General features: G+C 71.4%; 20 protein-coding genes. 14 read left to right on the top strand and 6 right to left on the bottom strand.

Features of this window, described 5'->3' with window-relative positions; all coding sequences use genetic code 11:
• The first annotated feature begins 180 nt into the window (after positions 1-180).
• The 3 genes from ACIREE_RS05590 (at position 181) to ACIREE_RS05580 (ending at position 5,616) form a co-directional block, all read left to right on the top strand.
• On the top strand, positions 181-2,529 hold the full coding sequence (locus ACIREE_RS05590) for an alpha-L-fucosidase (RefSeq protein WP_404146634.1): 2,349 nt from the start codon (positions 181-183) through the stop codon (positions 2,527-2,529).
• A gap of 110 nt (positions 2,530-2,639) precedes the next feature.
• Complete coding sequence (locus tag ACIREE_RS05585; RefSeq protein ID WP_404146631.1) at positions 2,640-4,544, top strand: family 20 glycosylhydrolase; 1,905 nt, start codon at positions 2,640-2,642, stop codon at positions 4,542-4,544.
• 115 nt (positions 4,545-4,659) lie between these two features.
• Complete coding sequence (locus ACIREE_RS05580; protein ID WP_404146628.1) at positions 4,660-5,616, top strand: formylglycine-generating enzyme family protein; 957 nt, start codon at positions 4,660-4,662, stop codon at positions 5,614-5,616.
• Between the two features lie 75 nt (positions 5,617-5,691).
• On the opposite strand, the gene ACIREE_RS05575 is transcribed toward ACIREE_RS05580, so the two are convergent.
• Positions 5,692-7,341: an amidohydrolase gene (locus ACIREE_RS05575; RefSeq protein ID WP_404146625.1), complete on the bottom strand. Its 1,650-nt coding sequence runs from the start codon at positions 7,339-7,341 to the stop codon at positions 5,692-5,694.
• Between the two features lie 37 nt (positions 7,342-7,378).
• The gene (locus ACIREE_RS05570) at positions 7,379-8,860 is read right to left on the bottom strand and encodes an APC family permease (RefSeq protein WP_404146623.1); all 1,482 of its coding nucleotides are present in this window, start codon (positions 8,858-8,860) and stop codon (positions 7,379-7,381) included.
• 125 nt (positions 8,861-8,985) lie between these two features.
• Between ACIREE_RS05570 and ACIREE_RS05565 the strand changes: the two genes are divergently transcribed.
• Positions 8,986-9,690 (top strand): TetR/AcrR family transcriptional regulator, encoded by a 705-nt coding sequence (locus tag ACIREE_RS05565; protein ID WP_404146620.1) that lies wholly within the window; start codon positions 8,986-8,988, stop codon positions 9,688-9,690.
• A 358-nt stretch (positions 9,691-10,048) separates the two neighbouring features.
• Here the strand turns inward: ACIREE_RS05565 and ACIREE_RS05560 are convergent, their stop codons facing one another.
• The gene (locus tag ACIREE_RS05560) at positions 10,049-10,750 is read right to left on the bottom strand and encodes a FadR/GntR family transcriptional regulator (protein ID WP_404146618.1); all 702 of its coding nucleotides are present in this window, start codon (positions 10,748-10,750) and stop codon (positions 10,049-10,051) included.
• A gap of 254 nt (positions 10,751-11,004) precedes the next feature.
• On the opposite strand from ACIREE_RS05560, the gene ACIREE_RS05555 reads away from it, so the two are divergent.
• The 8 genes from ACIREE_RS05555 (at position 11,005) to ACIREE_RS05520 (ending at position 19,131) form a co-directional block, all read left to right on the top strand.
• Complete coding sequence (locus ACIREE_RS05555) at positions 11,005-12,087, top strand: sugar ABC transporter substrate-binding protein (RefSeq protein ID WP_404146615.1); 1,083 nt, start codon at positions 11,005-11,007, stop codon at positions 12,085-12,087.
• Positions 12,084-13,613: a sugar ABC transporter ATP-binding protein gene (locus tag ACIREE_RS05550; protein WP_404146613.1), complete on the top strand. Its 1,530-nt coding sequence runs from the start codon at positions 12,084-12,086 to the stop codon at positions 13,611-13,613. The genes ACIREE_RS05555 and ACIREE_RS05550 overlap by 4 nt, the downstream gene beginning before the upstream one ends.
• Before the next feature lie 98 nt (positions 13,614-13,711).
• Positions 13,712-14,749 carry an ABC transporter permease gene (locus tag ACIREE_RS05545; protein WP_404146610.1) on the top strand — a complete coding sequence of 346 codons (1,038 nt, stop codon included), beginning with the start codon at positions 13,712-13,714 and terminating at the stop codon, positions 14,747-14,749.
• Positions 14,750-14,785: 36 nt separating this feature from the next.
• Positions 14,786-16,141: an L-fuconate dehydratase gene (locus ACIREE_RS05540; RefSeq protein WP_404146607.1), complete on the top strand. Its 1,356-nt coding sequence runs from the start codon at positions 14,786-14,788 to the stop codon at positions 16,139-16,141.
• Positions 16,138-16,929 carry an SDR family NAD(P)-dependent oxidoreductase gene (locus ACIREE_RS05535; protein ID WP_404146604.1) on the top strand — a complete coding sequence of 264 codons (792 nt, stop codon included), beginning with the start codon at positions 16,138-16,140 and terminating at the stop codon, positions 16,927-16,929. Before ACIREE_RS05540 ends, ACIREE_RS05535 begins: the two co-directional genes overlap by 4 nt.
• A 5-nt stretch (positions 16,930-16,934) precedes the next feature.
• Positions 16,935-17,930, top strand: coding sequence for an aldo/keto reductase (locus tag ACIREE_RS05530; protein WP_404146602.1), 996 nt, complete (start codon positions 16,935-16,937; stop codon positions 17,928-17,930).
• Positions 17,927-18,241 carry an L-rhamnose mutarotase gene (locus tag ACIREE_RS05525; protein WP_404146599.1) on the top strand — a complete coding sequence of 105 codons (315 nt, stop codon included), beginning with the start codon at positions 17,927-17,929 and terminating at the stop codon, positions 18,239-18,241. Before ACIREE_RS05530 ends, ACIREE_RS05525 begins: the two co-directional genes overlap by 4 nt.
• Complete coding sequence (locus tag ACIREE_RS05520) at positions 18,238-19,131, top strand: amidohydrolase family protein (RefSeq protein ID WP_404146596.1); 894 nt, start codon at positions 18,238-18,240, stop codon at positions 19,129-19,131. The genes ACIREE_RS05525 and ACIREE_RS05520 overlap by 4 nt, the downstream gene beginning before the upstream one ends.
• Here ACIREE_RS05520 and ACIREE_RS05515 read toward each other — a convergent pair.
• Both ACIREE_RS05515 and ACIREE_RS05510 read right to left on the bottom strand, forming a co-directional pair.
• On the bottom strand, positions 19,092-20,498 hold the full coding sequence (locus tag ACIREE_RS05515; RefSeq protein ID WP_404146594.1) for a lipase maturation factor family protein: 1,407 nt from the start codon (positions 20,496-20,498) through the stop codon (positions 19,092-19,094). The two genes, ACIREE_RS05520 and ACIREE_RS05515, sit on opposite strands and share 40 nt — an antisense overlap.
• 76 nt (positions 20,499-20,574) lie before the next feature.
• Positions 20,575-21,183 carry a maleylpyruvate isomerase family mycothiol-dependent enzyme gene (locus ACIREE_RS05510; protein ID WP_404146591.1) on the bottom strand — a complete coding sequence of 203 codons (609 nt, stop codon included), beginning with the start codon at positions 21,181-21,183 and terminating at the stop codon, positions 20,575-20,577.
• Positions 21,184-21,254: 71 nt separating this feature from the next.
• On the opposite strand from ACIREE_RS05510, the gene ACIREE_RS05505 reads away from it, so the two are divergent.
• Both ACIREE_RS05505 and ACIREE_RS05500 read left to right on the top strand, forming a co-directional pair.
• The gene (locus ACIREE_RS05505) at positions 21,255-22,175 is read left to right on the top strand and encodes a LysR family transcriptional regulator (RefSeq protein WP_404146589.1); all 921 of its coding nucleotides are present in this window, start codon (positions 21,255-21,257) and stop codon (positions 22,173-22,175) included.
• Positions 22,176-22,184: 9 nt separating this feature from the next.
• On the top strand, positions 22,185-24,302 hold the full coding sequence (locus ACIREE_RS05500; RefSeq protein ID WP_404146586.1) for a SpoIIE family protein phosphatase: 2,118 nt from the start codon (positions 22,185-22,187) through the stop codon (positions 24,300-24,302).
• Between the two features lie 7 nt (positions 24,303-24,309).
• On the opposite strand, the gene ACIREE_RS05495 is transcribed toward ACIREE_RS05500, so the two are convergent.
• Entirely contained in the window at positions 24,310-24,522 is a 213-nt protein-coding gene (locus ACIREE_RS05495; RefSeq protein WP_404146583.1) for a hypothetical protein, read from the bottom strand.
• Between the last annotated feature and the right edge of the window lie 42 nt (positions 24,523-24,564).

Below are 24,564 nucleotides of genomic sequence, written 5' to 3'. Positions count from 1 at the left end.
ATACGTGTGTCCGGGCCGCGATCGTCGCCCCGGGTGGGACTCCCGGCGTCAGCCCGATCGGTCATCGGATCACTTTCCCAACTCCCGTACATGCACGGCCCATTGACGGCTTTCGCGCGCGCCACCATCATCAGACCTCCGATGAATGCAAGCCGAGCTGCCCTTCAGGGAGTGCTGTGCATGAGTGCGTACCCAAGACGTCAGGTCCTCGGAGCCGCCGCCGTCGTGGCCGCCGCGACCGCGCTGCCGTGGTCGGCGACGGGCCCGGCCGCCGCCGCGTCGCCGAACTCCGCAAGGGGTGACTGGGGCACGGTCCCCGCGCCGGTCCCGGTGCCGCTCGACGACCACTTCGACAACGACGGCCTCGACACCGCCGCGGCCCGGGGCGGCAGCTTCGACGGCAGCGGCTACACCTTCCCCGGCGAGGAACTGCCCGAGGGGCGACTCGAAGTCGACGGCGTCGTCTACACGTTCCCGTCCGCCGCCGCGGGCGCGAAGAACAACGTCGTCGCCCGCGGCCAGCGCATCGATCTCCCCGCGGGCCGCTACCTGTCCGCCCTGTTCCTCGCCGCGGGCAGCTACGGCAACGCGTCCGGGCAGGCCACCGTCCACTACGCCGACGGATCCACGCGGAGCGCGGGCCTGAGCGCGCCCGACTGGTACGCCGGCGGCGGCACCGTCGCCGCCCCGTACCGCTACAAACCCGACGGCACCAAGGACGAGCACGCCGTCGGCATCGGCGTCAGCGAGATCGCGCTCGATGCGCAACGGGAGGCCGTCGCGATCACGCTGCCGACGCTCGAACCGGCGGAGGAGAACAAGACCGCCCTGCACGTCTTCGCGCTGTCCCTGCAACCGGCCGCCGAGGGGCGGGCGCTGGCGCTGCGCGACGCGCACTCCACCTTCTCGCTCCTGGAAGGATCGGGCGCGCAGAGCGTCGAGGCCACCGTCATCAACGCGGGCACCGTCGCCGTCCTCGCCTCCGACGACCTGACCGTCAGCGTCGACGTGCCGGGCGCGCGCACCGTGGAGCCCGCGCGCGTGAAGTGGCTGGCACCCGGCGAACAGGCCCGGGTCCGCGTCGGCATCCGCAACCGGGGCGGCGTCGCGCCCGGCACCGCACAGGACGGCAAGGTGCTCGCCACGGGGCGCGGGAAGCGGGCCGCGACCGCCGGGCGCAAGCTGACGCTCGGCGTGCCGGACTATCAGCCGACCGAGGCGTCGCTCTCCGGACATCAGGCGCCGTACTGGTTCCACTCCGCCAAGTTCGGCATCTTCATCCACTGGGGTGTCTACTCCGTGCCCGCGTGGGCGCCCGTCGGCCAGCAGTACGCCGAGTGGTACTGGGACCAGATGCAGGACCCGAACAACCCGACCTACGCGCACCACAAGGAGGTCTACGGCGAGGACTTCGCCTACGACGACTTCATTCCGCGCTTCACGGCGGAGAAGTTCGACCCGCGCGCGTGGGTGGAGCTGTTCCGTGACGCGGGCGCGCAGTACCACGTCCTCACGTCCAAGCACCACGAGGGCTTCGCGCTGTGGGACACGAAACTGTCCGACCGCAACGCCGTCAAGATGGGCCCCAAGAGGGACCTGATCAAGGCGCTCTTCGACGCCTCCAAGCGGTACGCGCCCGAACTCCACCGGGGCCTGTACTTCTCGATGCCCGAGTGGTTCAACCCGGACAACCCGTGGATGGGCCACGCCCCGCGCAACCCGTACACGCTGGAGCCCGTCCCGTACACCGGCTACACCGCCGGCAAGGACTACGTGAAGGACTTCCAGGCCCAGCAGATGCTGGAGCTCATCCATGAGTACGACACCCAGCTCATGTGGTGCGACATCGGCGGCGCGAACGACTCCCTGCACGTCCTCGCCGAATACTTCAACCACGCCAAGAACCGGCCCAGGCCTCTTGAGGTCGCCGTCAACAACCGCGCCGGGATCGGCTTCCACGACTTCACGACGCCCGAGTACACGACGTACGACAACACGGTCGTCGCCACGTGGGAGTCCAGCCGCGGCCTCGACCCGTTCAGCTACGGCTACAACGCCCAGACCCCCGACGACAAGTACATGAGCACCCAGGAGGTCGTGCGCAGCCTCGTCGACATCGTCTCGAAGAACGGCAACTTCCTGCTCGACATCGGACCGCGCGCCGACGGCACGATCCCCGAGATCATGCAGACCCGGTTGCGCGAGACCGGCCACTGGCTGAGGACCAACGGCGAGGCGATCTACGACACCACGTACTGGTCGCGGATGGCACAGCTCGGCGAGGACCTGCGGTTCACGGTCCGGCCGGACCAGGCGTTCTACATCCACTCGCTCGCGGAACCCGGCGCCAGGCTCACCGTCGAGGCCCCGGTGCCGGTGCGCCCCGGCGACAAGGTCACGCTGCTCGGCCACGACCGGCCGCTCACTTGGGCGGTCCGCAAGGGTGCGTTCGTCATCGACGTACCTGCCGCGGCGCGCCGGGCGGGCGAGCACGTATGGGTCTTCAAGGTGGAGTGGCGCGGCCGATAGAGCCCCACGGTCAGTACGCTGGTGTCATCGGATCTGTCCCGGCGGAAGTCCAAGCATCCGCCGGGTTCATCCATGGACTGTCGCCGTCCGTTCATGAATCATCGGATGTCATGTTGACCGAGTTCCTTACGAAATCGCCTGCCGGGCGGTGCGGGCGGCGTGGACTGCGTATCGTCGGCGCCGCCCTCGCCCTGCTGCTGACCGCCGCCCCGGTCTCCGCCGCGCACGCGGACCCGGCGCCCACAGCGCCGCCCCGCACCGTCCCCGCCCTGACCAACTGGCAGCCGCAAGAGGGTAGTTACGCCTTCGGCAGCCGCACCCGGCTCGTCGCGCACGATGCCACGTCCCGGCGCGTCGCCCACACCCTCGCCGACGACCTGCGCGCCGCCGGCAAGGGGGCGGTGCCCGTCACGGGCGGCCCGTCCCGCGCAGGCGACATCGTTGTCGACGTAGACGCTCACGAGAAGAAACAACTGGGCGCCGAAGGATACGAGTTGCGCGCCGGGAAGAGCCTGGAGATCACCGGCGCCGCCGGGACCGGCGCCTTCTACGGCACCCGTACCCTCCTCCAACTCCTCGCCCGGAGCGGCGAGATACCCGCCGGCCGGACCGTGGACGTGCCGCAGTACAAGGAGCGCGGCGTCGGCGTCTGCGCCTGCTATGTGCACATCTCCACCGACTGGCTGGAGAACCTGGTCCGCGACATGGCGTACCACAAGCTCAACCAGCTGCTGCTCGAGATCAAGGTGAAGAGCGACGCCCACCCCGAGGCCAACTCCTGGGGCTACTACACCAAGAGCGAGATCCGGCGCCTCGTCGGCCTGGGCGAGAAGTACCACGTCACGATCGTGCCGGAGATCAACTCACCCGGTCACATGGACCCCTGGATCCAGGACAGGCCGGACCTCCAGCTCGTCGACACCGACGGCAACGCCCAGCCGTCGCGCCTGGACATCACCAAGCCCGAGGCCTTCGCCTACTACAAGAGCCTCATCGACGAGTACGGCGAGGTGTTCCCCGGCAAGTGGTGGCACATGGGCGCCGACGAGTACATGCTGGGCTCCGACTTCGCGAAGTACCCGCAGGTCCTGGCCTACGCACGCGCCAAGTACGGCGCCGACGCCACCCCGCAGGACGCCTTCATCGACTTCGTGAACCGCGTCGAGGAGTACGCCGCGAGCAAGGGCAAGCACCTGCGCATCTGGAACGACGGCCTGACCGGCGCCAACACCGTGCCCGTCAGACCCGGCACCACCGTCGAGCACTGGCTGAACGTGAACGTGAAGCCCAGCCAACTCATCGCGCAGGGCTACCCGGTGATGAACGCCGCCTACTCGCTCTACGTCATCCGCGGCGGCTTCCACAGCGACACCGCGAAGCTGTACGACGAGCAGTGGGACCCGCGCAGCTTCGAGGGCGAGCAGCTCGCCTCCCGTGACGGCGTCACCGGCGCCAAGATCAGCCTGTGGCCCGACAACGGGCGCGGCGAGACCGAGAACGAGGTCGCCACGGCCGCCTTCATGCCCCTCAACCACATCGCCCAGGCCACCTGGGGCACGCCGCATCCCGACGCCGATTACGCCGCGTTCACCGCCCGCGCCGACGCCGTGGGCCACGCCCCCGGGGTACGGGACCTGACCCGGGTACCGCTCGCCGACGGCACGTACACGCTCGCCGACCACGGCCACCGCACCGCCCCGGCCCAGGTGCGCCTCACCCGCACCGCCGACGGCTACGCCACGCTCACGAACGCGGCCGGCGCCTGTCTGGAGACGCGCGGCGGGAAGCTCACCCTCAATGTGCCGCTGGAGCCGGGCTCCGCAGTCACCTGGGAGACGTGCGACGCGAAGAACACCCTCCAGCGCTGGCAGCTCACGCCGTCCGCGAGCAAGGGCGGCCACCGGATCACCAACGCGATCACCCGCATGACGCTGGACGCGACCTCCGACGGCCGGCTCGTGCAGTACCCGCCGGACCAGCAGGCCCCCACCACCTGGACCCTGACCCACGCCTGAGCCGAAGGGACCCGTGAGAACCCGGGCGGGGTCGGCCGCGACCCCGCCCGTCACCCCGTGCGAAGATCGGCCGGACCGGACCGGACCGGCCGGCTCGCTCGGGGAGGAGACCCACATGACCGCGCAGGAGCCGACCGCGCCCGCGTGCTGCGCCGCGCCGCGCGGAGCCGCCCCGTCCGAGCCGGTGCCGATGGCCCTGCCGACCGAGCCGCGTCGCCGTCGGCCGGTGGGCAAGGGCATGATCACGCTGCCCGGCGGCACGTTCCTGATGGGCAACGAGGACGAGCAGGCCAACCCCGGAGACGGCGAGGGACCGGTCCGCGAGGTCACCGTCTCCGCGTTCCGGATCGACGAACACGCCGTCACCAACGCCCAGTTCGCTACTTTTGTGAAAGAAACGGGGTATGTGTCGGCCGCCGAGCGGTTCGGCTGGTCGTACGTTTTCGCCGGCTTCCTCACCCCCGAGCGGGCACGGGCTACGCAGGCCCCGGCGGGCACCCCGTGGTGGCGCGGCGTCGAGGGCGCGACCTGGCGGGCGCCCGAGGGCCCCGGCTCCGGCATCGGGGACCGCGCCCGGCACCCCGCCGTCCACGTCAGCTGGGACGACGCGAGCGCCTACGCCGCCTGGGCGGGCAAGCGGCTGCCGACCGAGGCCGAGTGGGAGTACGCGGCCCGCGGTGGCCTCGACCGGGCCCGCTACCCGTGGGGCGACGAGCTGACCCCGCGCGGTCACTGGCGCTGCAACATCTGGCAGGGCGAGTTCCCCAGGGTGAACACGGGTGCGGACGGCCACGTCGGCACCGCCCCCGTCGACGCGTACCGGCCCAACGCCTACGGCCTCCACAACGTCGTCGGGAACGTGTGGGAGTGGGTCGCCGACCGCTTCACGGCGACGCACGCGGCCACGCCGTCCACCGACCCGCAGGGCCCGGCCGAAGGCGAGAACCGCGTCATGCGGGGCGGCTCGTACATGTGCCACGACTCGTACTGCAACCGCTACCGGGTAGCGGCCCGCACCTCCAACACCCCGGACTCCAGCAGCGGCAACTGCGGTTTCCGGTGCGCACTTTAAGCCCCTCCGGCGATTGAGGAGCGGGGTCCGGGGCGGAGCCCCGTGAGCCGCGCGTCCATGCCGCCGGGGGTCCCGTCAGGCCCCGTACACCCGCTGCCCGCCCACAAACGTCTGCACCACCCGCGTCGCCCCGATCTCCTCGGGCACCCCCGCGAACGGATCCCGGTCCAGCACGACAAGATCCGCCAGACACCCCGCGGCGATCACGCCGGTCTCCGCGTCGAGACCGTTCACATACGCGCTGCCCGCCGTGTACGCCGTGAGCGCGTCGAGCAGCCCGATCCGCTGCCCGGGCAGGAACACCGGCGTCCCGGCGGGCGCGTCCGGGGCCACCCGGTTCACCGCCACATGAATGCCCTGCAACGGATCGGGGCTGCTCACCGGCCAGTCGCTGCCGGCGGCGAGGGTCGCCCCCGACCGCAGCAGCGCCCCGAACGGGTACTGGTGCCCCGTCCGCTCCTCGCCGAGGAAGGGGATCGTCAGCTCGTCCATCTGCGGCTCGTGCGCGGCCCACAGCGGCTGGATGTTCGCGCTCGCGCCGAGCTCCCGGAACCGGCCGATGTCGTCCGGGTGCACGACTTGGAGATGCGCGAGGTGCGGCCGGGTGTCGGTCCAGCCGTTGGCCTGCCGTGCCGCCTGCACCGCGTCGAGGGCCTCGCGCACGGCCCGGTCGCCGAGCGCGTGGAAGTGCACCTGGAATCCGTGCGCGTCCAGCGCGGTCACGTACTTCTTGAGGTCCTGCGGGTCCACGAAACTGATCCCGCTGTTGTCGGTCCGGCAGCCGCATCCGTCGAGATAGGGGCCGAGCAGCGCCGCGGTACCGTTCTCGGCGACCCCGTCCTGCATGATCTTCACCGTCGTCGACCGCAGCCTGCCGCGCGTGCCCGCCGCCCGCCGCGCGAGGAGATCGTCGAGCTGCTCGGTGCCGCGCGCCCGGTCCCACCACAGGGCGCCCACCACGCGCGCGGTGAGCCGCCCGTCGTCCGCGCACGCGAGATACGCGTCGGTGGGGTCGGTGAGATTGGCGTGCGAGCCGAGCAGCGCGTCCTGCCAGGCGGTGATGCCGAGCGAGTGCAGCAGCTCCTGGGCGCGCAGCAGCCCGGTGATCCGCTCCTCCCTGGTCGTCGGCGGCAGCAGCCTGCCGACCAGGTTCGCGGCGCCCTCCTGGAGCATGCCGGTGGGCGCACCCGCCGCGTCCCGCTCGATGCGGCCGTCGGACGGGTCGAGGGTGCGGGCGTCGACCCCTGCGCGGTGCAGGGCAGGGGAGTTGACCCAGGCCCCGTGGTGATCGCGGTTGACGAGATACACCGGCCGGTCCGGTACGAGCGCGTCGAGCTCGGCGGCGGTGGGCAGGCCGCCGGGGAACGCCTCCATCGACCAGCCGCCGCCGGTGATCCACTCCAGTTCCGGATTCCGTCGTGCGTACGCCGCGATCAGCTCGCGGTAGGCGGCGAGCGTCGTCGCCCCGCTCAGATCGCACTGGCCGAGCTCCAGGCCGCCGCCGACCGGATGGGCGTGCGCGTCCTGGAACCCCGGGATCAGCAACTTGCCCCCCAGGTCGACGACTTCGGTCCGCGGGCCGATCAGTTCGCGCACCTCGTCGTGTCCGACGGCGACGACACGTTCGCCGCGGACGGCGACCGAGGTGGCGCGGGACCGGGCGGGCGAGCCGGTGTGGACGGGGCCGTTGGTGAGGACCAGGTCGGCGGGGGCGGTGTCGGGCATGTGGGCAACTCCTCGTGTTCGTACATCCGTTGAAGGTCTACGGGACGTCGAGCGCGGTCGGCGGGAGAGCGTCGGCGTCGGTGCCGCGCCGGGTCGTGAAGTAGGGGGAGCGGCGGCGGTACTTGGCGACGGCCGCCATCGCGAGCCCGGAGGCGACGGTGGCCGCGGGTACGGACAGCATGAACCAGCCGTTGTCCGGGCTGAGTTCGAAGTGGTCGCTCATCGTGGCGTAGTCCCGGCCGAGGTAGACACCGACGCCGAGCAGGGCCAGCGCGCTCAGGCCGGGCGCGACCACCGCGCGCAGCGCCTGCGCGGGTGAGGTGCGCAGGGCCGAGCGGAACCGGACGGCGCAGGCGAGCGCGGTGAGGCCGTAGTACAGGGCCACGGTCAGGCCGATCGAGTTCACGGCCGCGAGGATCATCTCGTTCAGCTTCGGGATGGCGAGAGCGAGGAGCGCGACCAGCGCCGCGACGGCCATGACGAGCACCGTGCCGAGGGCGGGGGAACCGTAGCGCGGGCTGATCCGCGTCCACACACGGCCCATCGTGCGGTCCCGGCCCATCGCGTACAGGCCGCGCGCCGTCGGGATGACACTGGACTGCAGCGACGCCACCGCCGAGAAGAGCAGCGCGAGCAGCGGGAGGCTCGCGACCGGCTCGTCGGCCAGCTTCGCCCCGAGATACGTGAGCGCCCCCGGGCCCTGCTCGATCAGTTCGGGCAGTGACATCTCGCGCTGGAAGGCCACGGACCCGTAGAGGAACAGGGCGAGCATCGTGAAGAGGGCGATGAAGCCGCCGCGGCCCACGTCCCGTACGTCCTTCGTCTCCTCGGTGACGCTGAACGCGGCGTCCCAGCCCCAGAAGAAGAACACCGCGAGGACCAGTCCCTGGGCGAACGCCGTACCGTCGTGCACGGCGAACGGGTTCAGCCACGACCACTGGAAACCGTGCGAGCCGGTCACCAGGCACCAGCCGCAGAAGCCGAGCAGGACCGCGTACTCGAAGACCAGCAGCCACGCCTGCAGCCGGGTCGCCTTGCGGACTCCGGTGACCGCGGTGACGGTGACGACGGCGAGGACCAGCAGGCCGACGACCGTGCTCAGCGCCGTCGAGTTCGGATCGAGGTCGAGGCCCAACAGCGTATGCAGATGGGCCTTGTTGGCGAACTGCAGGAAGACCGAACCGGTCACCGCGCTGGTGTACGCCATGAAGATGACGGTGCCGACGAGCGTGACCCAGCCGGTGAGGAAACCGAGCCAGGGGCCGAGCGAGGACGCGACCCACACATAGCCGCTGCCCATGTTCGGCTCGTCGCGGTTGAGCCGCGCGTAGGCGGTCGCGATGCCGAGGATCGGCAGGAAGGCGACGAGCAGCACGGCCGGCGCCTGAAGGCCGACCGTCGCCGCGAGGGCGCCCATGCCGATCCCGATGCTCGTGGTGGCGGCGGTGCTGGACGCGGCGATGGCGACACCGTCGACGACACCGAGGGAACGGCGCAGACCTGGAGGTTCGCTTCTCATGGGCAGGCTCCTGGGACCGGGAGACGGAAGGTGTGGCGAGGAGGCTGCGATCAAACCGGCCTTGTCAGCGTTGCGTCAATGGTGTTGACATAAGGGCGTACGGGTTTCAGGGAAGGGCGGGCGAGATGACCGAGGGGCGCATTCCGGCGGAGCGGCGGCGCCGCAAGCCGACCAGGTCGGGTGTGGTGCTGTCCGAAGAGGTGATCGTCGACTGCGCGCTGCGCCTGGTCGGACAGCACGGGCCCGACGCGTTGAGCGTACGGCGGCTCGGCGCGGCGCTCGGCTGTGATCCGAGCGCCCTGTACCGGTACTTCCACAACACCGACGACCTGCTGCTCGCGCTCGCCGACCGGATCATCGGCGAGGCGCAGGCCGGCTTCGAACCCGACGGAATGCCGTGGGAGGAGGGGCTGCGCGAGATGGCCTTGCGGGTGCATGGGTGCTACCGGAAGCATCCGAGGGTGGCCGCGATGGCCGCGTACCGGGTGACCCGGCGGCTCAACGAGTTCCGGGCCGTGGACACGGGGATCGGGCTGTTGCGGCGTGCCGGGTTCGACGACGCGTCGGCGGTCCGTTACTACGCGGCTTTCATCGACACCGTGCTGGGGCATGCCGCGCTGGATGCGGCGCACTTGGCTCTGCCGGTTGAGCGCAGGGTTGCCGATGACCGGGCCTGGGTGGGGGAGTACGCGGAGCTGTCTCCTCGGACGCATCCGCACCTTGCCGCTGCGCGGGGGCAGTTGCCGCTGATGGGTGGGAGTTCTTTCGAGGTGGCGCTGGAGTTGTTGCTGGCGGCGTTGGTTGCGGCGGCGTCAGGGGAGGGCGTTTGAGGTCTCGTTGCCGGGCGCGCGCCGGTGGGGGTTGCTCGCGCAGTTCCCCGCGCCCCTGAGATGCGCACTGCGTGCGCCATCTCAGAGGGCGCACGCGCGTGCGCCCCATGGGGGCTGCGGCGGAGCCGCATGCTCCAGGGGTGCGGGGAACTGCGCGAGAAGTCCTCACCGGCCCGCAGGCGCAGAACAACCAGGGGTGCGGGGAACTGCGCGAAGTCCTCACCGGCCCGCAGGCGCAGAACAACCAGGGGTGCGGGGAACTGCGCGAAGTCCTCACCGGCCCGCAGGCGCAGAACAACCAGGGGCGCGGGGAACTGCGCGAGAAGTCCCCACCGGGCCGCAGGCGCAGAACAACGGGTCAGTCCAGTTGGGACCGGAGCCATTCCTCGACCTCACCGACATGCGCCGCGGCAGCGGCCCGCGCCGCCTCCGGGTCATGGGCCACCAGCGCCCGGTGAATACGGGAGTGCTCGCGACGGGTCCGCTCGAACGCCCCCTCCTCCTGGTACCCGCGCCACACCCGCGCCCGGAACGTCCGCGACGACAACCCCTCCAGGATCGCCGCCATCGTGTCGTTGCCCGCGGCGGCCACGATCGCCCGGTGGAACGCCAGGTCGTGCGAGAGGATCTCCTCCGGGTCGTCGGTGGCCTCCATCGCCGCCAAGTGCTCTTCGACCTCGGCGAGTTGGGGCCGGGTGATGCGCGCGGCGGCCAACGCTGTCGCCGTCGACTCCAGGATGCGGCGGACTTCGAGGAGTTCCACCAGGCGCGGCCCGCGCGACAGGTCCGCGACGACCCCGAAGGTTTCGAGGAGGTCCCCGGCCTCCAGCTGGGTGACGTAGATACCGGAGCCGTGCCGCGCCTCCAGGACCCCGAGCACGGTCAGGGCGCGGATGGCCTCCCGCATCGAACTGCGGGAGATGCCCAGCTGGACCGCCAGGTCCCGCTCCGTGGGCAGGCGTTGGCCCGGCTCCAGGCTGCCGCCGCCGATCATCGCCTTGATCTGCTCGATCGCCCGCGCCGTGACGGTGCCCTTCTGGGGGGCGGTCTGCTCCACCATGACGTCCTCCCGAGTGCGGGTACCGCTCCGTGACGCGGTGCGGTGATGCGGCGCAGTCTAATCAGCGAAGTGGTCCGACCACTACCCAGGTGGTCGGACCTTTCCGTGGTCTCAGAGCCGTAAAACCCGAGAAAACTTGGGTACAAGGGTGTTGGCGGAGCGAAGTGGTCTGATAAATATCTCGGCGCGGCCAGGTTCCAGGACGGCGGGACCCGACCGCGAGCCCATGACGTCCGGAGCCGAGGAGCGGTCCGATGAATGGCACCACGAAGCGCCCGACGAGTTCGAGAGCGGGAGCGCTGCGCATGGCGGCCCTCCTGGGCTGCGCCGCCCTCGCCCTCACCGCGTGCGGCAGCACCAAGGACGACACCGCCGGGTCCGCCGGCGGAGGAGGCGGCGACGGGAAGGGCAAGGTCGGCGTGATCCTGCCGTTGCTGACCTCGCCGTTCTGGCAGTCGTACAACGACTACGTGCCGAAGATGGCGAAGTCCGAGGGGGTCGACGCGATGAAGACGGTCAACTCCAACAGCGACCCCTCGCAGCAGATCACCGACATCAACAACCAGCTCAACCAGGGCGTGAAGGGCCTCGTCGTGGCGCCGCTGGACAGCGCCGCCATCGCCGCCGGGCTCGACCAGGCCGAGCGCAAGGGCGTCCCCGTGGTCGCGGTGGATGTCGCGCCCGAGAAGGGCAAGGTCGCCATGGTGGTGCGCGCCAACAACGTCGCGTACGGCGAGAAGGCCTGCGAATACCTCGGCAAGCAGGTCAAGACCGGCAAGGTCGTGCAGATCATGGGCGACCTCGCCTCGGTCAACGGACGCGAGCGCTCCAAGGCGTTCCGCGACTGTGTGAAGTCCAAGTACCCGAAGCTGAAGGTCCTGGAGATCCCGGCGAAGTGGGAGTCGGACACCGCCGCCTCCAAACTGGACACCCTGCTCAACGCCAACCCCGACCTCAAGGGCATCTACATGCAGGCGGGCGGCGTCTACCTCGCGCCGACCCTGCAGACCCTCAAGTCCAAGGGGATGCTGAAGAAGGCGGGCGACGCGGGCCACATCGCGATCGTCTCCAACGACGGCATCCCGCAGGAGTTCGACGCCATCCGCAAGGGCCAGATCGACGCGACCGTCTCCCAGCCCGCCGACGCGTACGCCAAGTACGGCATGTACTACATCAAGGCGGCGATGCAGGGGAAGACGTTCAAGCCGGGCCCGACCGACCACGACTCGGAGATCGTCAAGCTGCCCAGCGGCATCCTCGAGGACCAGCTGCCCGCGCCGCTGGTCACCAAGGACAACGTCGAGGACCCCAAGCTCTGGGGAAACACGGTCAAATGACGTCACCCACAAGCCAGTTGACGCCGCCGCTGGTGGAAGCCGACGGCATCGCCAAGCGGTACGGGCCCACGGTCGCCCTCGCCGACGGCCGGCTGACCGTGCGCGCGGGCGAGTCCCACGCGCTGGTCGGCCGCAACGGCGCGGGCAAGTCCACCCTCGTCACCGTCCTCACCGGGCTGCAGGCGCCGGACGCGGGCACGCTGCTCTTCGACGGCGAGCCCGCGCCACCGCTCGGCGACCGGGAGGCCTGGCGCTCCAAGGTGGCGTGCGTCTACCAAAAGCCCACGGTCGTACCGGAGTTGACGGTCGCCGAGAACCTGTTCATCAACCGGCAGCCCGGAGCCCGCCGCGGGTTCTTCAGCTGGAAGAAGCTGCACGCCGAAGCGGCCCGGCTCCTCGACACCTGGGACATCCACGTCGATCCCGCCGGGCGCACCTCCGACCTCAAGGTCGAGGACCGCCAAATGGTGGAGATCGCGCGGGCGTTGAGCGGCGGCGCCCGGTTCATCGTTCTCGACGAGCCGACGGCGCAGCTCGACAACCGGGAGATCGAGCGGCTCTTCGCCCGCATGCGCGCCTTGCAGGAGTCCGGCGTCACGTTCCTCTTCATCTCGCACCACCTCCAGGAGGTGTACGAGGTCTGCCAGACGGTCACCGTGCTGCGCGACGCCCGCTGGATCACCACGGCGCCGGTCGCCGAACTGCCCCGCCCCGCACTGGTCGAGGCGATGGCCGGCGAGGTGATCGCCGAGCAGGCGGCCGCCGCGGCCGAGGCGGTCGTCGAACAGGACGGGGTGGACGCCCCGGTGGTCCTGGCCGTACAGGGCCTGACCTCGGACACGTATCGCGACGTCGATCTGACCGTGCGCCGCGGTGAGGTCGTCGGCCTCGCCGGGTCGAGCGGCAGCGGCAAGATCGCGCTGGCCGAGTCACTGGCCGGGCTCCACACGCCGACCTCCGGCGCGGCCCAACTGGACGGCAGGCAACTCCCGTTCGGGGACGTGTCGGCCGCGCTCGCCGCCGGCGTGGGCTGCGTCCCGCGCGACCGGCACGACCAGGGCCTCGTCACCGGCATGTCCATCGGCGACAACGCCACGATGACCGTACTGGGCCGCCTGGGCCGCTACGGTTTCGTCGGCACGGACCGGAAGCGGTCCTTCGCCCGCGACCTCATCGACCGCCTCGACATCCAAGCCGAGGGCCCCGAGCAGCCGGTCTCCGACCTCTCCGGAGGCAACGCGCAGAAGGTCGTGATGGCCCGCGCCCTCGCCTCGGATCCGCACCTCCTCGTCCTCATCAACCCCACGGCCGGTGTCGACGTGAAATCCAAGGAGTCGCTGCTGCGCCGCGTCGACAGCGCCCGCGACGACGGCACCGCGGTCCTCGTCGTCTCCGACGAACTCGACGACCTGCGCCGCTGTGACCGGGTGCTTGTGCTGTTCCACGGGCGGGTGGTCGCGGAGCACGTCGCGGGCTGGTCGGACCATGACCTCATCGCCTCCATAGAGGGGGTGGCCCGTGACTGACCTCACCCCACGGGGCTCCGCCCCGGACCCCGCTCCTCAAGCGCCGGAGGGGCTGGAAAACCCATCGCCCGAAGGGGCCGGACAAGAAGGAACCCACCATGGCTGACACCCAGGCCCCGTCGGCCCCGGCCACCAAGACACCCGCGCACCCCGCAGGGCCCGGCACCGCGAAAACGGTGCTCTTGCGCCGCGCCCGCGAACTCGCCCTCGTACCAGCCCTGTTGCTGCTCCTCGTGCTCGGCGCGATCGTCAACGACTCCTTCCTCACCGAACGCAACCTGATCTCCATCCTCGGCGCGTCCGCCGCCCTCGCGATGGTCGTCCTGGCCGAGTCCCTCGTGCTGATCACCGGCAAGTTCGACCTGTCCCTCGAATCGGTCGTCGGCATCGCCCCGGCCGTGGGCGCCCTGCTGGTGCTGCCGGTGGCCCAGTCGGGGTGGGGCACGGAGTTCCCGGCCGTGCTCGCGATGCTCGCGATCCTCGTGGTCGGCGGCCTCATCGGCGCCTTCAACGGCATCCTCGTCGTGAAGTTCAAACTCAACGCCTTCATCGTCACGCTGGCGATGCTGATCGTGCTGCGTGGGCTGCTCGTCGGCGCCACCAAGGGCAAGACCCTGTTCGGCATGCCCGACTCGTTCTTCTCCCTCGCCACGACCACGTTCCTGCGCATCCCGATGTCGGTGTGGCTCGCCGCCGTCGCGTTCGGCGTGGCCGGGCTGATCCTCAAGTACCACCGCGTGGGACGCGCCCTCTACGCGATCGGCGGCAACGCCGACGCCGCCCGCGCCGCCGGCATCCGCGTCGAGCGCGTCATGCTCGGCGTGTTCATCGTGGCGGGCGTCCTCGCCTCGGTCGGCGGCATCATGCAGACGGGTTACGTCGGCGCGATCAGCGCCAACCAGGGCAACAACATGATCTTCACGGTGTTCGCCGCGGCGGTCATCGGCGGCATCAGCCTCGACGGCGGCAAGGGCACCATGTTCGGCGCGCTGACCGGTGTGCTGCTGCTCGGTGTCGTACAGAACCTGCTCACCCTCGCCCAGGTGCCGTCCTTCTGGATCCAGGCCATCTACGGCGGAATCATCCTCCTCGCCCTCATGATCGCCCGCGTCACCACCGGCCGCGCCCAGGACTGACCGCAGCCCCACACACGGCCCGAAAGGCAACCACACGTGCCCGCAACCACCCCGCGTGTCACCGCGGTCGACACCTACGACATCCGGTTCCCGACCTCCCGGGAACTGGACGGCTCCGACGCCATGAATCCCGACCCCGACTACTCGGCCGCGTACGTCGTCCTGCGCACGGACGCCGCCGACGGACACGAGGGGCACGGCTTCACGTTCACCATCGGCCGCGGCAACGACGTACAGGTCGCCGCGATCCGGTCGCTGCGCCATCACGTCGTCGGCCGGTCCCTCGACGAGTTGTGCGCCGACCCGGGCAGCCTCAACCGCGACCTGGTCGGCGACAGCCAACTCCGGTGGCTGGGGCCCGAGAAGGGCGTGATGCACATGGCGATCGGCGCCGTCGTCAACGCGGCGTGGGACCTTGCCGCCAAGCGGGCCGGCAAGCCGCTGTGGCAGCTGCTCGCCGACGCGGAACCCGAGTGGCTCGTACGGCAGATCGACTTCCGGTACATCGCGGACGCGCTCACGCCGGAAGAGGCGCTGGAGCTGCTGCGCGCGGGGCGCGAGGGCGCCGCGGAGCGCACCGCCCTCCTCAAGGAGCGCGGCTACCCGGGCTACACCACCTCACCCGGCTGGCTCGGCTACTCCGACGAGAAGCTCACCCGGCTCGCCCGGCAGGCCGTCGCCGACGGCTTCACCCAGATCAAACTGAAGGTCGGCGCGGACCTGGCCGACGACATCCGCCGCTGCCGCACCGCCCGTGAGGTCATCGGCCCCGGCATCCGGATGGCCATCGACGCCAACCAGCGCTGGAACGTCGACGAGGCCGTCCAATGGACGCGCGCCCTCGCCGAGTTCGACCCGTACTGGGTCGAGGAACCCACCAGCCCCGACGACATCCTCGGCCACGCCGCGATCCGCAAGGCGGTCGGCCCCGTCAAGGTCGCCACCGGCGAACACGTCCAGAACCGCATCGTCTTCAAGCAGCTCCTGCAGGCCGGGTCCATCGACATCCTGCAGATCGACGCGGCCCGCGTCGGCGGCGTCAACGAGAACCTCGCGATCCTGCTGCTCGCCGCCAAGTTCGGCGTCCCCGTCTGCCCGCACGCGGGCGGTGTCGGCCTGTGCGAGCTCGTCCAGCACCTGTCCATGTTCGACTACGTCGCGCTGACCGGCACCACCGCCGACCGCGTCATCGAGTACGTGGACCATCTGCACGACCATTTCCTCGACCCGGTCGTCATGCACGAGGGCCACTACACGGCCCCGGCCGCACCGGGCTTCTCCGCCACCATGCGGCCGGAATCCATCGCCGAATTCACCTACCCCGACGGGGAGTTCTGGGTGAAGGATCTGGCTGGGCACGAATCGCCCCACACGAACGGAGCCGCAGCATGACCGACAGCGCCAGCCTCCAGGACCTCTCCGCCCTCCAGGACTTCGCCGGGCTCAGGGCCCTCGTCACCGGTGGCGCCTCCGGCATCGGCCGCGCCACCGCCGACCTGCTCGTCGCGCGCGGCGCCGACGTCGCCGTCCTCGACCGTGACATCACCGCCGTGGAGAAGCCGCTGCGGGGGTACGCGGCCGATGTCACCGACGACGAAACCGTGCGGGCCGCGGTGGCCGCCGCCGTCGCCGACCTCGGCGGACTCGACATCGTGGTCAACAACGCGGGCATCGGCGCCCAGGGCACCATCGCCGACAACGACGACGCCGAATGGCACCGCGTCCTCGACGTCAACGTCATCGGCATGGTGCGCGTGGCCCGCGCCGCCCTGCCCGCGCTCCGGGACTCCGGCCACGCGGCGATCGTCAACACCTGCTCCATCGCCGCCACCGCCGGTTTGCCGCAGCGCGCCCTGTACTCCGCGTCGAAGGGCGCCGTGTACTCGCTCACGCTCGCCATGGCCGCCGACCATCTCCGCGAGGGCATCCGCGTCAACTGCGTCAACCCCGGCACCGCGGACACCCCGTGGGTCGGCCGGCTCCTCGACAAGGCCGACGACCCGGCCGCCGAACGCGCCGCCCTCGAAGCCCGCCAGCCCACAGGACGCCTCGTCTCGGCCGACGAAGTCGCGGGCGCCGTCGCCTACTTGGCGAGCCCGCTGTCCGGCGCGACCACCGGCACCTCCCTCGCGGTCGACGGCGGCATGCAGGGCCTGCGCCTGCGGCCCGCGGGACAGTGACGCCGATGCGGACCCGCACCCTGGGCCGGGGGCACGTCCCGGTCACCGAGCTCGGCTTCGGCGCCGCGGGCATCGGCAACCTGTTCACGCCGGTCCGAGACGACGAGGCGTACGCCGCCGTCGACGCCGCCTGGGACGCCGGGATCCGGTACTTCGACACCGCACCGCACTACGGCATCGGCCTGTCCGAGCGGCGCCTCGGCGAGTATCTGCGCGGCCGCCCCTCGACCTCGTACACCCTGTCGACGAAGGCGGGCCGGATCCTGGAGCCGTACGACGGCCGGGGAGACGACCTGGCCCACGGCTTCGCGGTGCCCGCGTCGCACCGCCGCGTCTGGGACTTCAGCGCGGCCGGGGTGCGGCGCTCCATCGAGGACAGCCTCGGCCGGCTCGGTGTCGACAAGATCGACATCGTCTACCTCCACGACCCGGACGACCACGCCGAGCAGGCTTTCGGCGAGGCCTATCCGGAGCTGGAGCGGCTGCGCGGCGAAGGGCTCGTGGACGCCATCGGCGCGGGCATGAATCAGGCGCGGATGCTGACCAGGTTCGTCCGCGACACCGATGTCGACGTGGTCCTGTGCGCCGGGCGCTACAGCCTGCTCGACCAGCGGGCCCTGCCCCACCTGCTGCCCGAGGCGGCAGCGCGGGACGTCTCCGTCGTCATCGGCGGCGTCTTCAACTCGGGGCTGCTCGCCGACCCGAAACAGGGCGGCACCTTCGACTACGCCCTCGCCTCGGCCGAGGTCGTCTCCCGAGCCCTGAAGTTCAAGAAGCTGGCCGAGCGGCACGGCACCACGCTGCGCGCCGCCGCGCTCGCCTTCCCCTTCGGACACCCGGCCGTCACCGGCGTCCTCGTCGGCACCCGGTCGGTGGCCGAAGTCATCGACACCGCCGAGCAGTTCGCGGCACCCGTGCCCGCCGACTTCTGGGCCGAGGCCCGCGAACGGAACCTGCTCGCCGCCGACGTGCCCACCCCCGAACAGAAAGAGAGCGCGTGAGAGTCGCCCTGCACACCACAGTCCGCGCCGACCGCGTCGAGGAGTACGAGACGGTGCACCGCGAGGTCCCCGCCGAACTGGTGGCCGCCATCCGCGCGGCCGGAGCCACCCGGTGGACGATCTGGCGCAGCGGCACGGACCTGTTCCACGTCCTGGAGTGCGAGGACTACTCCCGGATGCTCGCGGAGCTGGAGAAGCTCCCGGTGAACATCGCCTGGCAGGCCCGGATGGACGAACTCCTCGACGTCGCGCACGACTACTCGGCCGACGGCGCCGGAGCGGGCCTGCCCGTGGTGTGGGAGCTGCCATGACGGCCCCGCGCACGGGAGCCGCGATGGCGCGCACGGGAATCATCGACGCCCACCACCACGTCTGGGACCTCTCCGTCCGCGACCAGGACTGGATCACCGGACCCGAACTGGCGCCGATCCGCAGGGACTTCACCCTCGACGACCTCGCCCCCGACGCGCGGGCGGCGGGCGTGGCGGCCACCGTCCTCGTGCAGACCGTCACCGTCGCCGGGGAGACCCCCGAGTTCCTCGCCCTGGCCGAGCGCAGCGAACTTGTCGCGGCCGTCGTCGGCTGGACCGATCTGACCCGCCCCGACGTGGCCGAAACCCTCGCCGTGCTGCGTCAACTCCCCTGCGGTCGGCACCTGGTGGGCATCCGGCACCAGGTCCAGGGCGAGCCCGACCCCGAATGGCTGCTCCGCCCGGACGTGAGCCGGGGCCTGACGACGCTCGCCGAGGCCGGACTCGTCTACGACCTGGTCGTGCTCCCGCACCAGCTGCCCGGCTGTGTCAAGGCGGCCGCCGCGCACCCCGAACTCACCTTTGTCCTCGACCACTTGGGCAAGCCGCCGATCGCTTCCGGCGAGCTGGAACCCTGGCGCTCGCACGTCCGTGCGCTCGCGGACCTGCCCAACACCTTCTGCAAGCTCTCCGGTCTGGTCACCGAGGCCGACCGGGCGACCTGGACCGTCGGGGCGCTGCGGCCCTACGCGGACACGGTCCTGGACGCGTTCGGTCCGGGCCGCGTGATGTTCGGCTCGGACTGGCCGGTGTGCACGCTCGTGGCGACGTACGCCCAAGTGCTGGAAGCAGCAGTGGAGTTGGTGGGAGGGCTGGACGAGGATGTGTTCGCCCGGACAGCCCGACGCGTCTACCTCAGCCGGGTCGGTGCCAGAAACTCCCGCACATAGGTCCGCTCCCACCACGCCCCCGTCGCCCGCAGCTCGCGCCACGTCGTATACCGGTAGCGGTACACACGGGCCCGGATGTGGGCGGGCGGCGCGTCCGGGAAGGGGCAGTGACGCAGCAGCCGCAGCGTGTCCCTGTCGCCCTCCAGGAGCCGCTCGACGAGCCCGTCGAACCATGGGCGGGCATACGCGGGTGACAGCGCGGCGAACCACATCATCCAGTCGAGCCGCAGGTGGTAGGGCGCGAACTGGCGCGGCAGTCGGCGCGGATCGCCCGGCTTGCCCTTGAACTCGTAGGCCTGCCAATCGGATTCGGGCCCCGGCGCCGTGTCGGTCGTGCCCTCGATGACGATCTCCTGCCGGATCCGGCCGACCGTGCCGAACGCCCCGTACGTGTTGACGAGGTGCAGCGAGTCGTACGACCGGTTCATGGACTGCCGTCGGGACAGCAGATTCCGCGTGGGCCGCCAACTCAGGCCCGCCACCAGTGCTGTCAGTGCCAGGACGACGATCTCGTACCAGAGCGGGGCCGCGGGCAGATCGCGGTGCGCGTGCAGCGGTCTCAGGTCGAGGGCGGCGACGGCGACCACGACAGCCAGCCAGTTCAGCCACGCGAAGTTGCCCGACAGGATCAGCCACAGCTGGGTGACGATCATCAGTGCGGCCGCTGCCGTGGTGACCGGCTGGGGGGTGAACAGGAGGAAAGGCAGCATGAGTTGGGTCACGTGGTTCGCCGCCGCCTCCATCCGGTGCAGCGGCCGCGGCAGATGGTGGAAGAACCAGCTCAGCGGTCCTGGCATCGGCTGCGTCTCATGATGGAAGTACAGGCAGGTCAGGTTCCGCCAGCACGCGTCGCCGCGGAGTTTGATCAGTCCCGCGCCGAACTCCAGGCGGAACAGCACCCACCGCAGCAGGAACAGGACGAGGACCGGGGGCGCCACCTCGTCGTTGCCGAGGAACACCGCGAGGAAGCCGACCTCCAGGAGCAGGGACTCCCAGCCGAAGCCGTACCAGGTCTGGCCGACGTTCACGATCGACAGGTACAGCACCCACGGCGCCAGCCACAGCAGCATCGCGCCCCACAGCGGCAGCAGCCCGTCGGCGCCCGCGAGCAGCGCCACGGCGAGCACGGCCCCGGCCCACGCACACACCGCGAAGAACCGGTCCGAATAGCGCAGCCGGAACAGCGTCGGCGCCCGCCGCCACGGCACCCGCGCCAGGAACCGCGGCACCGGCAGCATGCCGCGCTCCCCGATCAGGGCCCGGAACTGCAGGGCGGCCCCGACGAACGCGGCGAGGTACACCGCCGCCAGACCGCGCTGGAACACCAGGCGACTCAGCCAGTAATCACCGCTGCCGAACCAGTTCACGCCCTCAGTGTGGGGCAGCGCGCCCGGCAAGGTCATGAGTCGGCCGCGGCGCGCCCCGATCCCGGACCGGCGGAGCTCAGCCGGGCAACCGTCTGCCGAAGGCCCGCAGCACGAGCTCCTGCGCCGGCGCCTCCAGCGGCTCGGCCGTGCCCGCCCCGAGCGACCAGTCGAGATCCGTGGCACGCAGGGGCACCCCGTCGAGCCCGGCCCCGAAGAACTTCAGGGAGCGCGCGTCGACACCATTGAGGACGAGCCGCAGCCGCTCGGCCGGTACCCGCCGGTCGAGGCCGAGCGCGGTGGTGATGTCGAGACCGTGCACCACGTCATGGCCGAGTGCCGCCGTGAGCCCGCCGACCGGCGGCGTCCACGGATGCCCGGCGTTGTCCCGCAGCGCGGCGACCAGTTCAGCGGGCGTCAGCGCGGCCGCGTCCCGCCGCGCCACCCGGTCCGTCATCCGGTGCAGCCGCCCGCCCGAGCGCCCCAGTTCGGCCAGCGTCCTGGGCAGCGACAGCCGGAACCCCATCGACATATGAGCGGCGACCTCCCGCACCCGCCAGCCCGAGCAGAGACTCGGCGCGTCCCACTGCGCCTCGCTCAACTCCCCGAGCATATCCGCCAGTTCACGCCGCTCGGCGGAGATGACCGCCCTGAGCCGCACCGCTTCGGTCCGTGTCGTCGTCGGCATGCTCCCCACCCTGAAGCGGACCCGGCGATAAGTCCAAGAGCGGAAAGTGGTCGCTCCTAGAATCAATGGTTATGGAACTCCGGCAACTCCAGTACTTCGTCGCCGTCGTGGAAGAGGCCAACTTCACGCGCGCCGCGGCGCGCCTCCACCTCGCCCAGCCCGGGGTCAGCGCCCAGATCAAGCAGCTGGAGCGCGAACTGGGCGAGCCGCTCCTTGACCGCACCGGCCGCACCGTCACCCCGACCGCCGTCGGCGCCGCCGTCCTGCCGTACGCGCGGGCCGCCCTGGCGGCGACAGCCGACCTGCGCGCCACCGTCGAGGAATACTCCGGACTGCTGCGCGGCCACGTCACGCTGGGCCTGGTCACCGGCGCCGCCGCCGAGGCCTTCGACATCGCCGGGCTGCTCGCCGCCTTCCACGACGCCCACCCGCACGTCGAGATCGCCGTCGCCGAGGACAGCAGCGAACGGATGCTGACCGCGCTGCACCGCGGCGACCTCGACATCGCGGCGGTCGGTGTCGCCGACGCGACCCCGCCGCCCGGTCTCACCTGGGAGATCGTCGTCGACGACGCGCTCGTGGCGGTCGTGCCCCTCGACGACCCGCTCGCCGAGCACCCCCGCGTGCCGTTCGCCGCGCTCGCCGACCGCCGCCTGATCAGCCTGCCCCGCGGCACCGGGGTGCGCGGCGTCCTGGAGAGGAGCTGCGCCGAGGCCGGCTTCACACCCCGCGTCGCCTTCGAGGCGGCGACCCCGCTGCTGCTCGCCCGGTTCGCGGCGCGTGGCCTCGGGGTGGCCGTGCTGCCCGAACTCTCCGAGGCGCAGGCCGCCGGCATGGGTGTACGCGCGCTGCCGCTGACGGACCCCGGGGCCCGCGCCCGTGTGGCCCTCGCCCGGCGCGCCGCCGGCCCGTCCAGCCCCGCCGCGCGGGCCCTCCTCGACCGGCTGCGGGAGACTCTTCTCCCGCATGCGGCCCCTTGGAGCTGCGCCTAGCGTGGCCCTATGGACGCGGGTAGCGGGGGAGGCGAGGAGCCCGGCGATCCCCCCGGTGGGGAGAGCCCGGACGAGTCCCCGCGCGGATTTCTGGAGGCGTACGGGCGCGGCCTGCGCATGGGCGGCTTCGAATGGGACCTCGTCTCCGGCCTGATGCACATGGACGCCAACGCCCACGACGTCTTCGACGTCCTGCCCGAGGAGTACGACGACCGCCCCGAGACCCTCGCTCTGCGCGTCCCGCCCGGCGAGGGCAGCCGCCTCGACGCGATCGTCTCCCAGGCGCTCAAGAGCGGCGAGGAGAACTACGGCGCGTACTTCCGCATCCGCACCCGTGCGGGAGAGCTGCGCTGGACCCACACCCGCGGCTACATCCGCCGCGACGAGACCGGCCGCCCGCGCCGCATCGTCGGCATCGTGCGCGACGCCACCGACGAGCTCAACGACGCCACCGTGCAGCACGAGCGCGCGGCCCGCGAGGCGATCCGGCGCCGCGAGACCAGCGTCGTACAGAGCACCACCGCCGCCCTGGCACACGCCCGCACCGTCAACGAGGTCATCGACGTACTGCGCGAGACGCACGGCGTGGAGCATCTCGGCGCGACCAGCTTCGTCATGGGCGTGGTCCGCGCCGGCCGGATCCACCTGGTCGCCGAAGGTCCCGCCGGCAGCTTCGTGCCCGGCACGCACATCACCCGCGTCGACGACCCGTACCCGATGGGGGAGGTGGTGAGCACCCTCAAGCCCCGTTTCATCGAGTCGCCCGAGGACTTCGCCGCGTCCTACCCGGTCCTGTGGCCGCACATCACGCACCTCGGCATCCGCTCGGCCGCCTACCTGCCGCTCATCGCGCAGGCCCGGCCCATCGGCGCCGTCGGCCTGCTCTACCACGACCGCAAGGGCTTCACGCAGTCCGAGCGCAACGTGCTCCTGGCCCTCGGCAGCAGCATCGCGCAGAGCCTGCAGCGCGCCATGTTCTACGAGCAGGAGAAGGACCTCGCCCAGGGCCTGCAGCAGGCGATGCTGCCGCGCACCATTCCGTCCGTGCCGGGCGCCGACATCGCCGTACGGTATCGGGCCGCTTCCGATCAGTCCCAGGGACGCGACATCGGCGGCGACTGGTACGACGTGATCCCGCTGCCCGGCGGCCGCGTCGGCGCGGTGATCGGCGACGTCCAGGGGCACGACACGCACGCCGCCGCCGTCATGGGCCAGCTGCGCATCGTGCTCCGCGCGTACGCCGCCGAGGGCCACACCCCCGCGACCGTCATGGCCCGCGCCTCCGTCTTCCTCCACGAACTCGACACCGAACGCTTCGCGACCTGTCTGTACGCGGAGGCGGACCTGTCGACCGGCGTCGTGCAGATCGTGCGCGCCGGACACCTCGACCCGCTGCTCCGCCTGGCCGACGGCACCGCCCGCAGACTGCCCGTCGACGGCGGTCTGCCGCTCGGCCTGTCCGCCGAGTTCGGGCGGCTCGAATACCCGGTGACCACCGCCGAACTCGACCCGGGACAGACCCTGTTGCTGTGCACGGACGGCCTCGTCGAGCAGCCGGGTACCGACCTCGACGACGGCCTGCACGCTCTGACCGCGCTGATCGGCGCGAGCCCCGCCGACCTCGACCGGCTCGCCGACCGGCTGTGCGCGTCCGTCGACGAACGCGGCGGCGAGGACGATGTGGCGCTGCTGCTCCTGCGCCGCCGGCGAGCAGGTGCCCCGCAGAGCGGTGGCCGCCTCACCGAGCACGTGCCGCCCGGCGATCCGGAAGCGCTCAGCGCCGCCCGGCACATGATCCGCGCGGCCGTCCGCGCCTGGGGCGCCCGCGAACGCGCCGACGAGATCGAACTCGTCGCCGACGAAATGATCACCAACGCCCTGATGCACACCGACGGCCCGGCCATCGTCACGCTGCGGGTGCTGACCGGCCCCGACCGGCGGCTGAGGGTCGACGTGGAGGACTCCTCCAGCGCACTGCCGCGCCGCCGGGAGGCCGGTGAGTCCGGCGTCTCGGGGCGCGGCCTGCTCCTCGTCGACCGGCTCGCCGACGTCTGGGGCGTGGAGGCGCGCGGCGGCGGCAAGTGCGTGTGGTGCGAGTTCGTCGTCCCCGCCCGCACGGCGGCGTGAGCCGGACTCACCCGGCCGGGAGCGGCCATGCGCGCAGTGGCCACTCCCGGCCGTCGTCCCACTCGGTCAGGAGCAGGCGCGCGCCGGCGTTCGCCTCGTGCTCCTTCTCCATGCCGTCGAACTTCCGGTCGGCCGTGTCGGGGTCGTCCCACCAGCCGTCGAGGACGTGCTCGCCGTCGATGGTGAGGCTGAGGTGATATCTGCCGGGCGGTTCGGTCACGTACATCAGGATCTCCCACGCGGCGGCGGGCCGGCAGCGGAC

Source organism: Streptomyces sp. NPDC102467 (assembly GCF_044765445.1).
In the GTDB taxonomy this organism is placed as follows: domain Bacteria; phylum Actinomycetota; class Actinomycetes; order Streptomycetales; family Streptomycetaceae; genus Streptomyces.
This window is presented reverse-complemented; position numbering and strand designations above follow the sequence as displayed.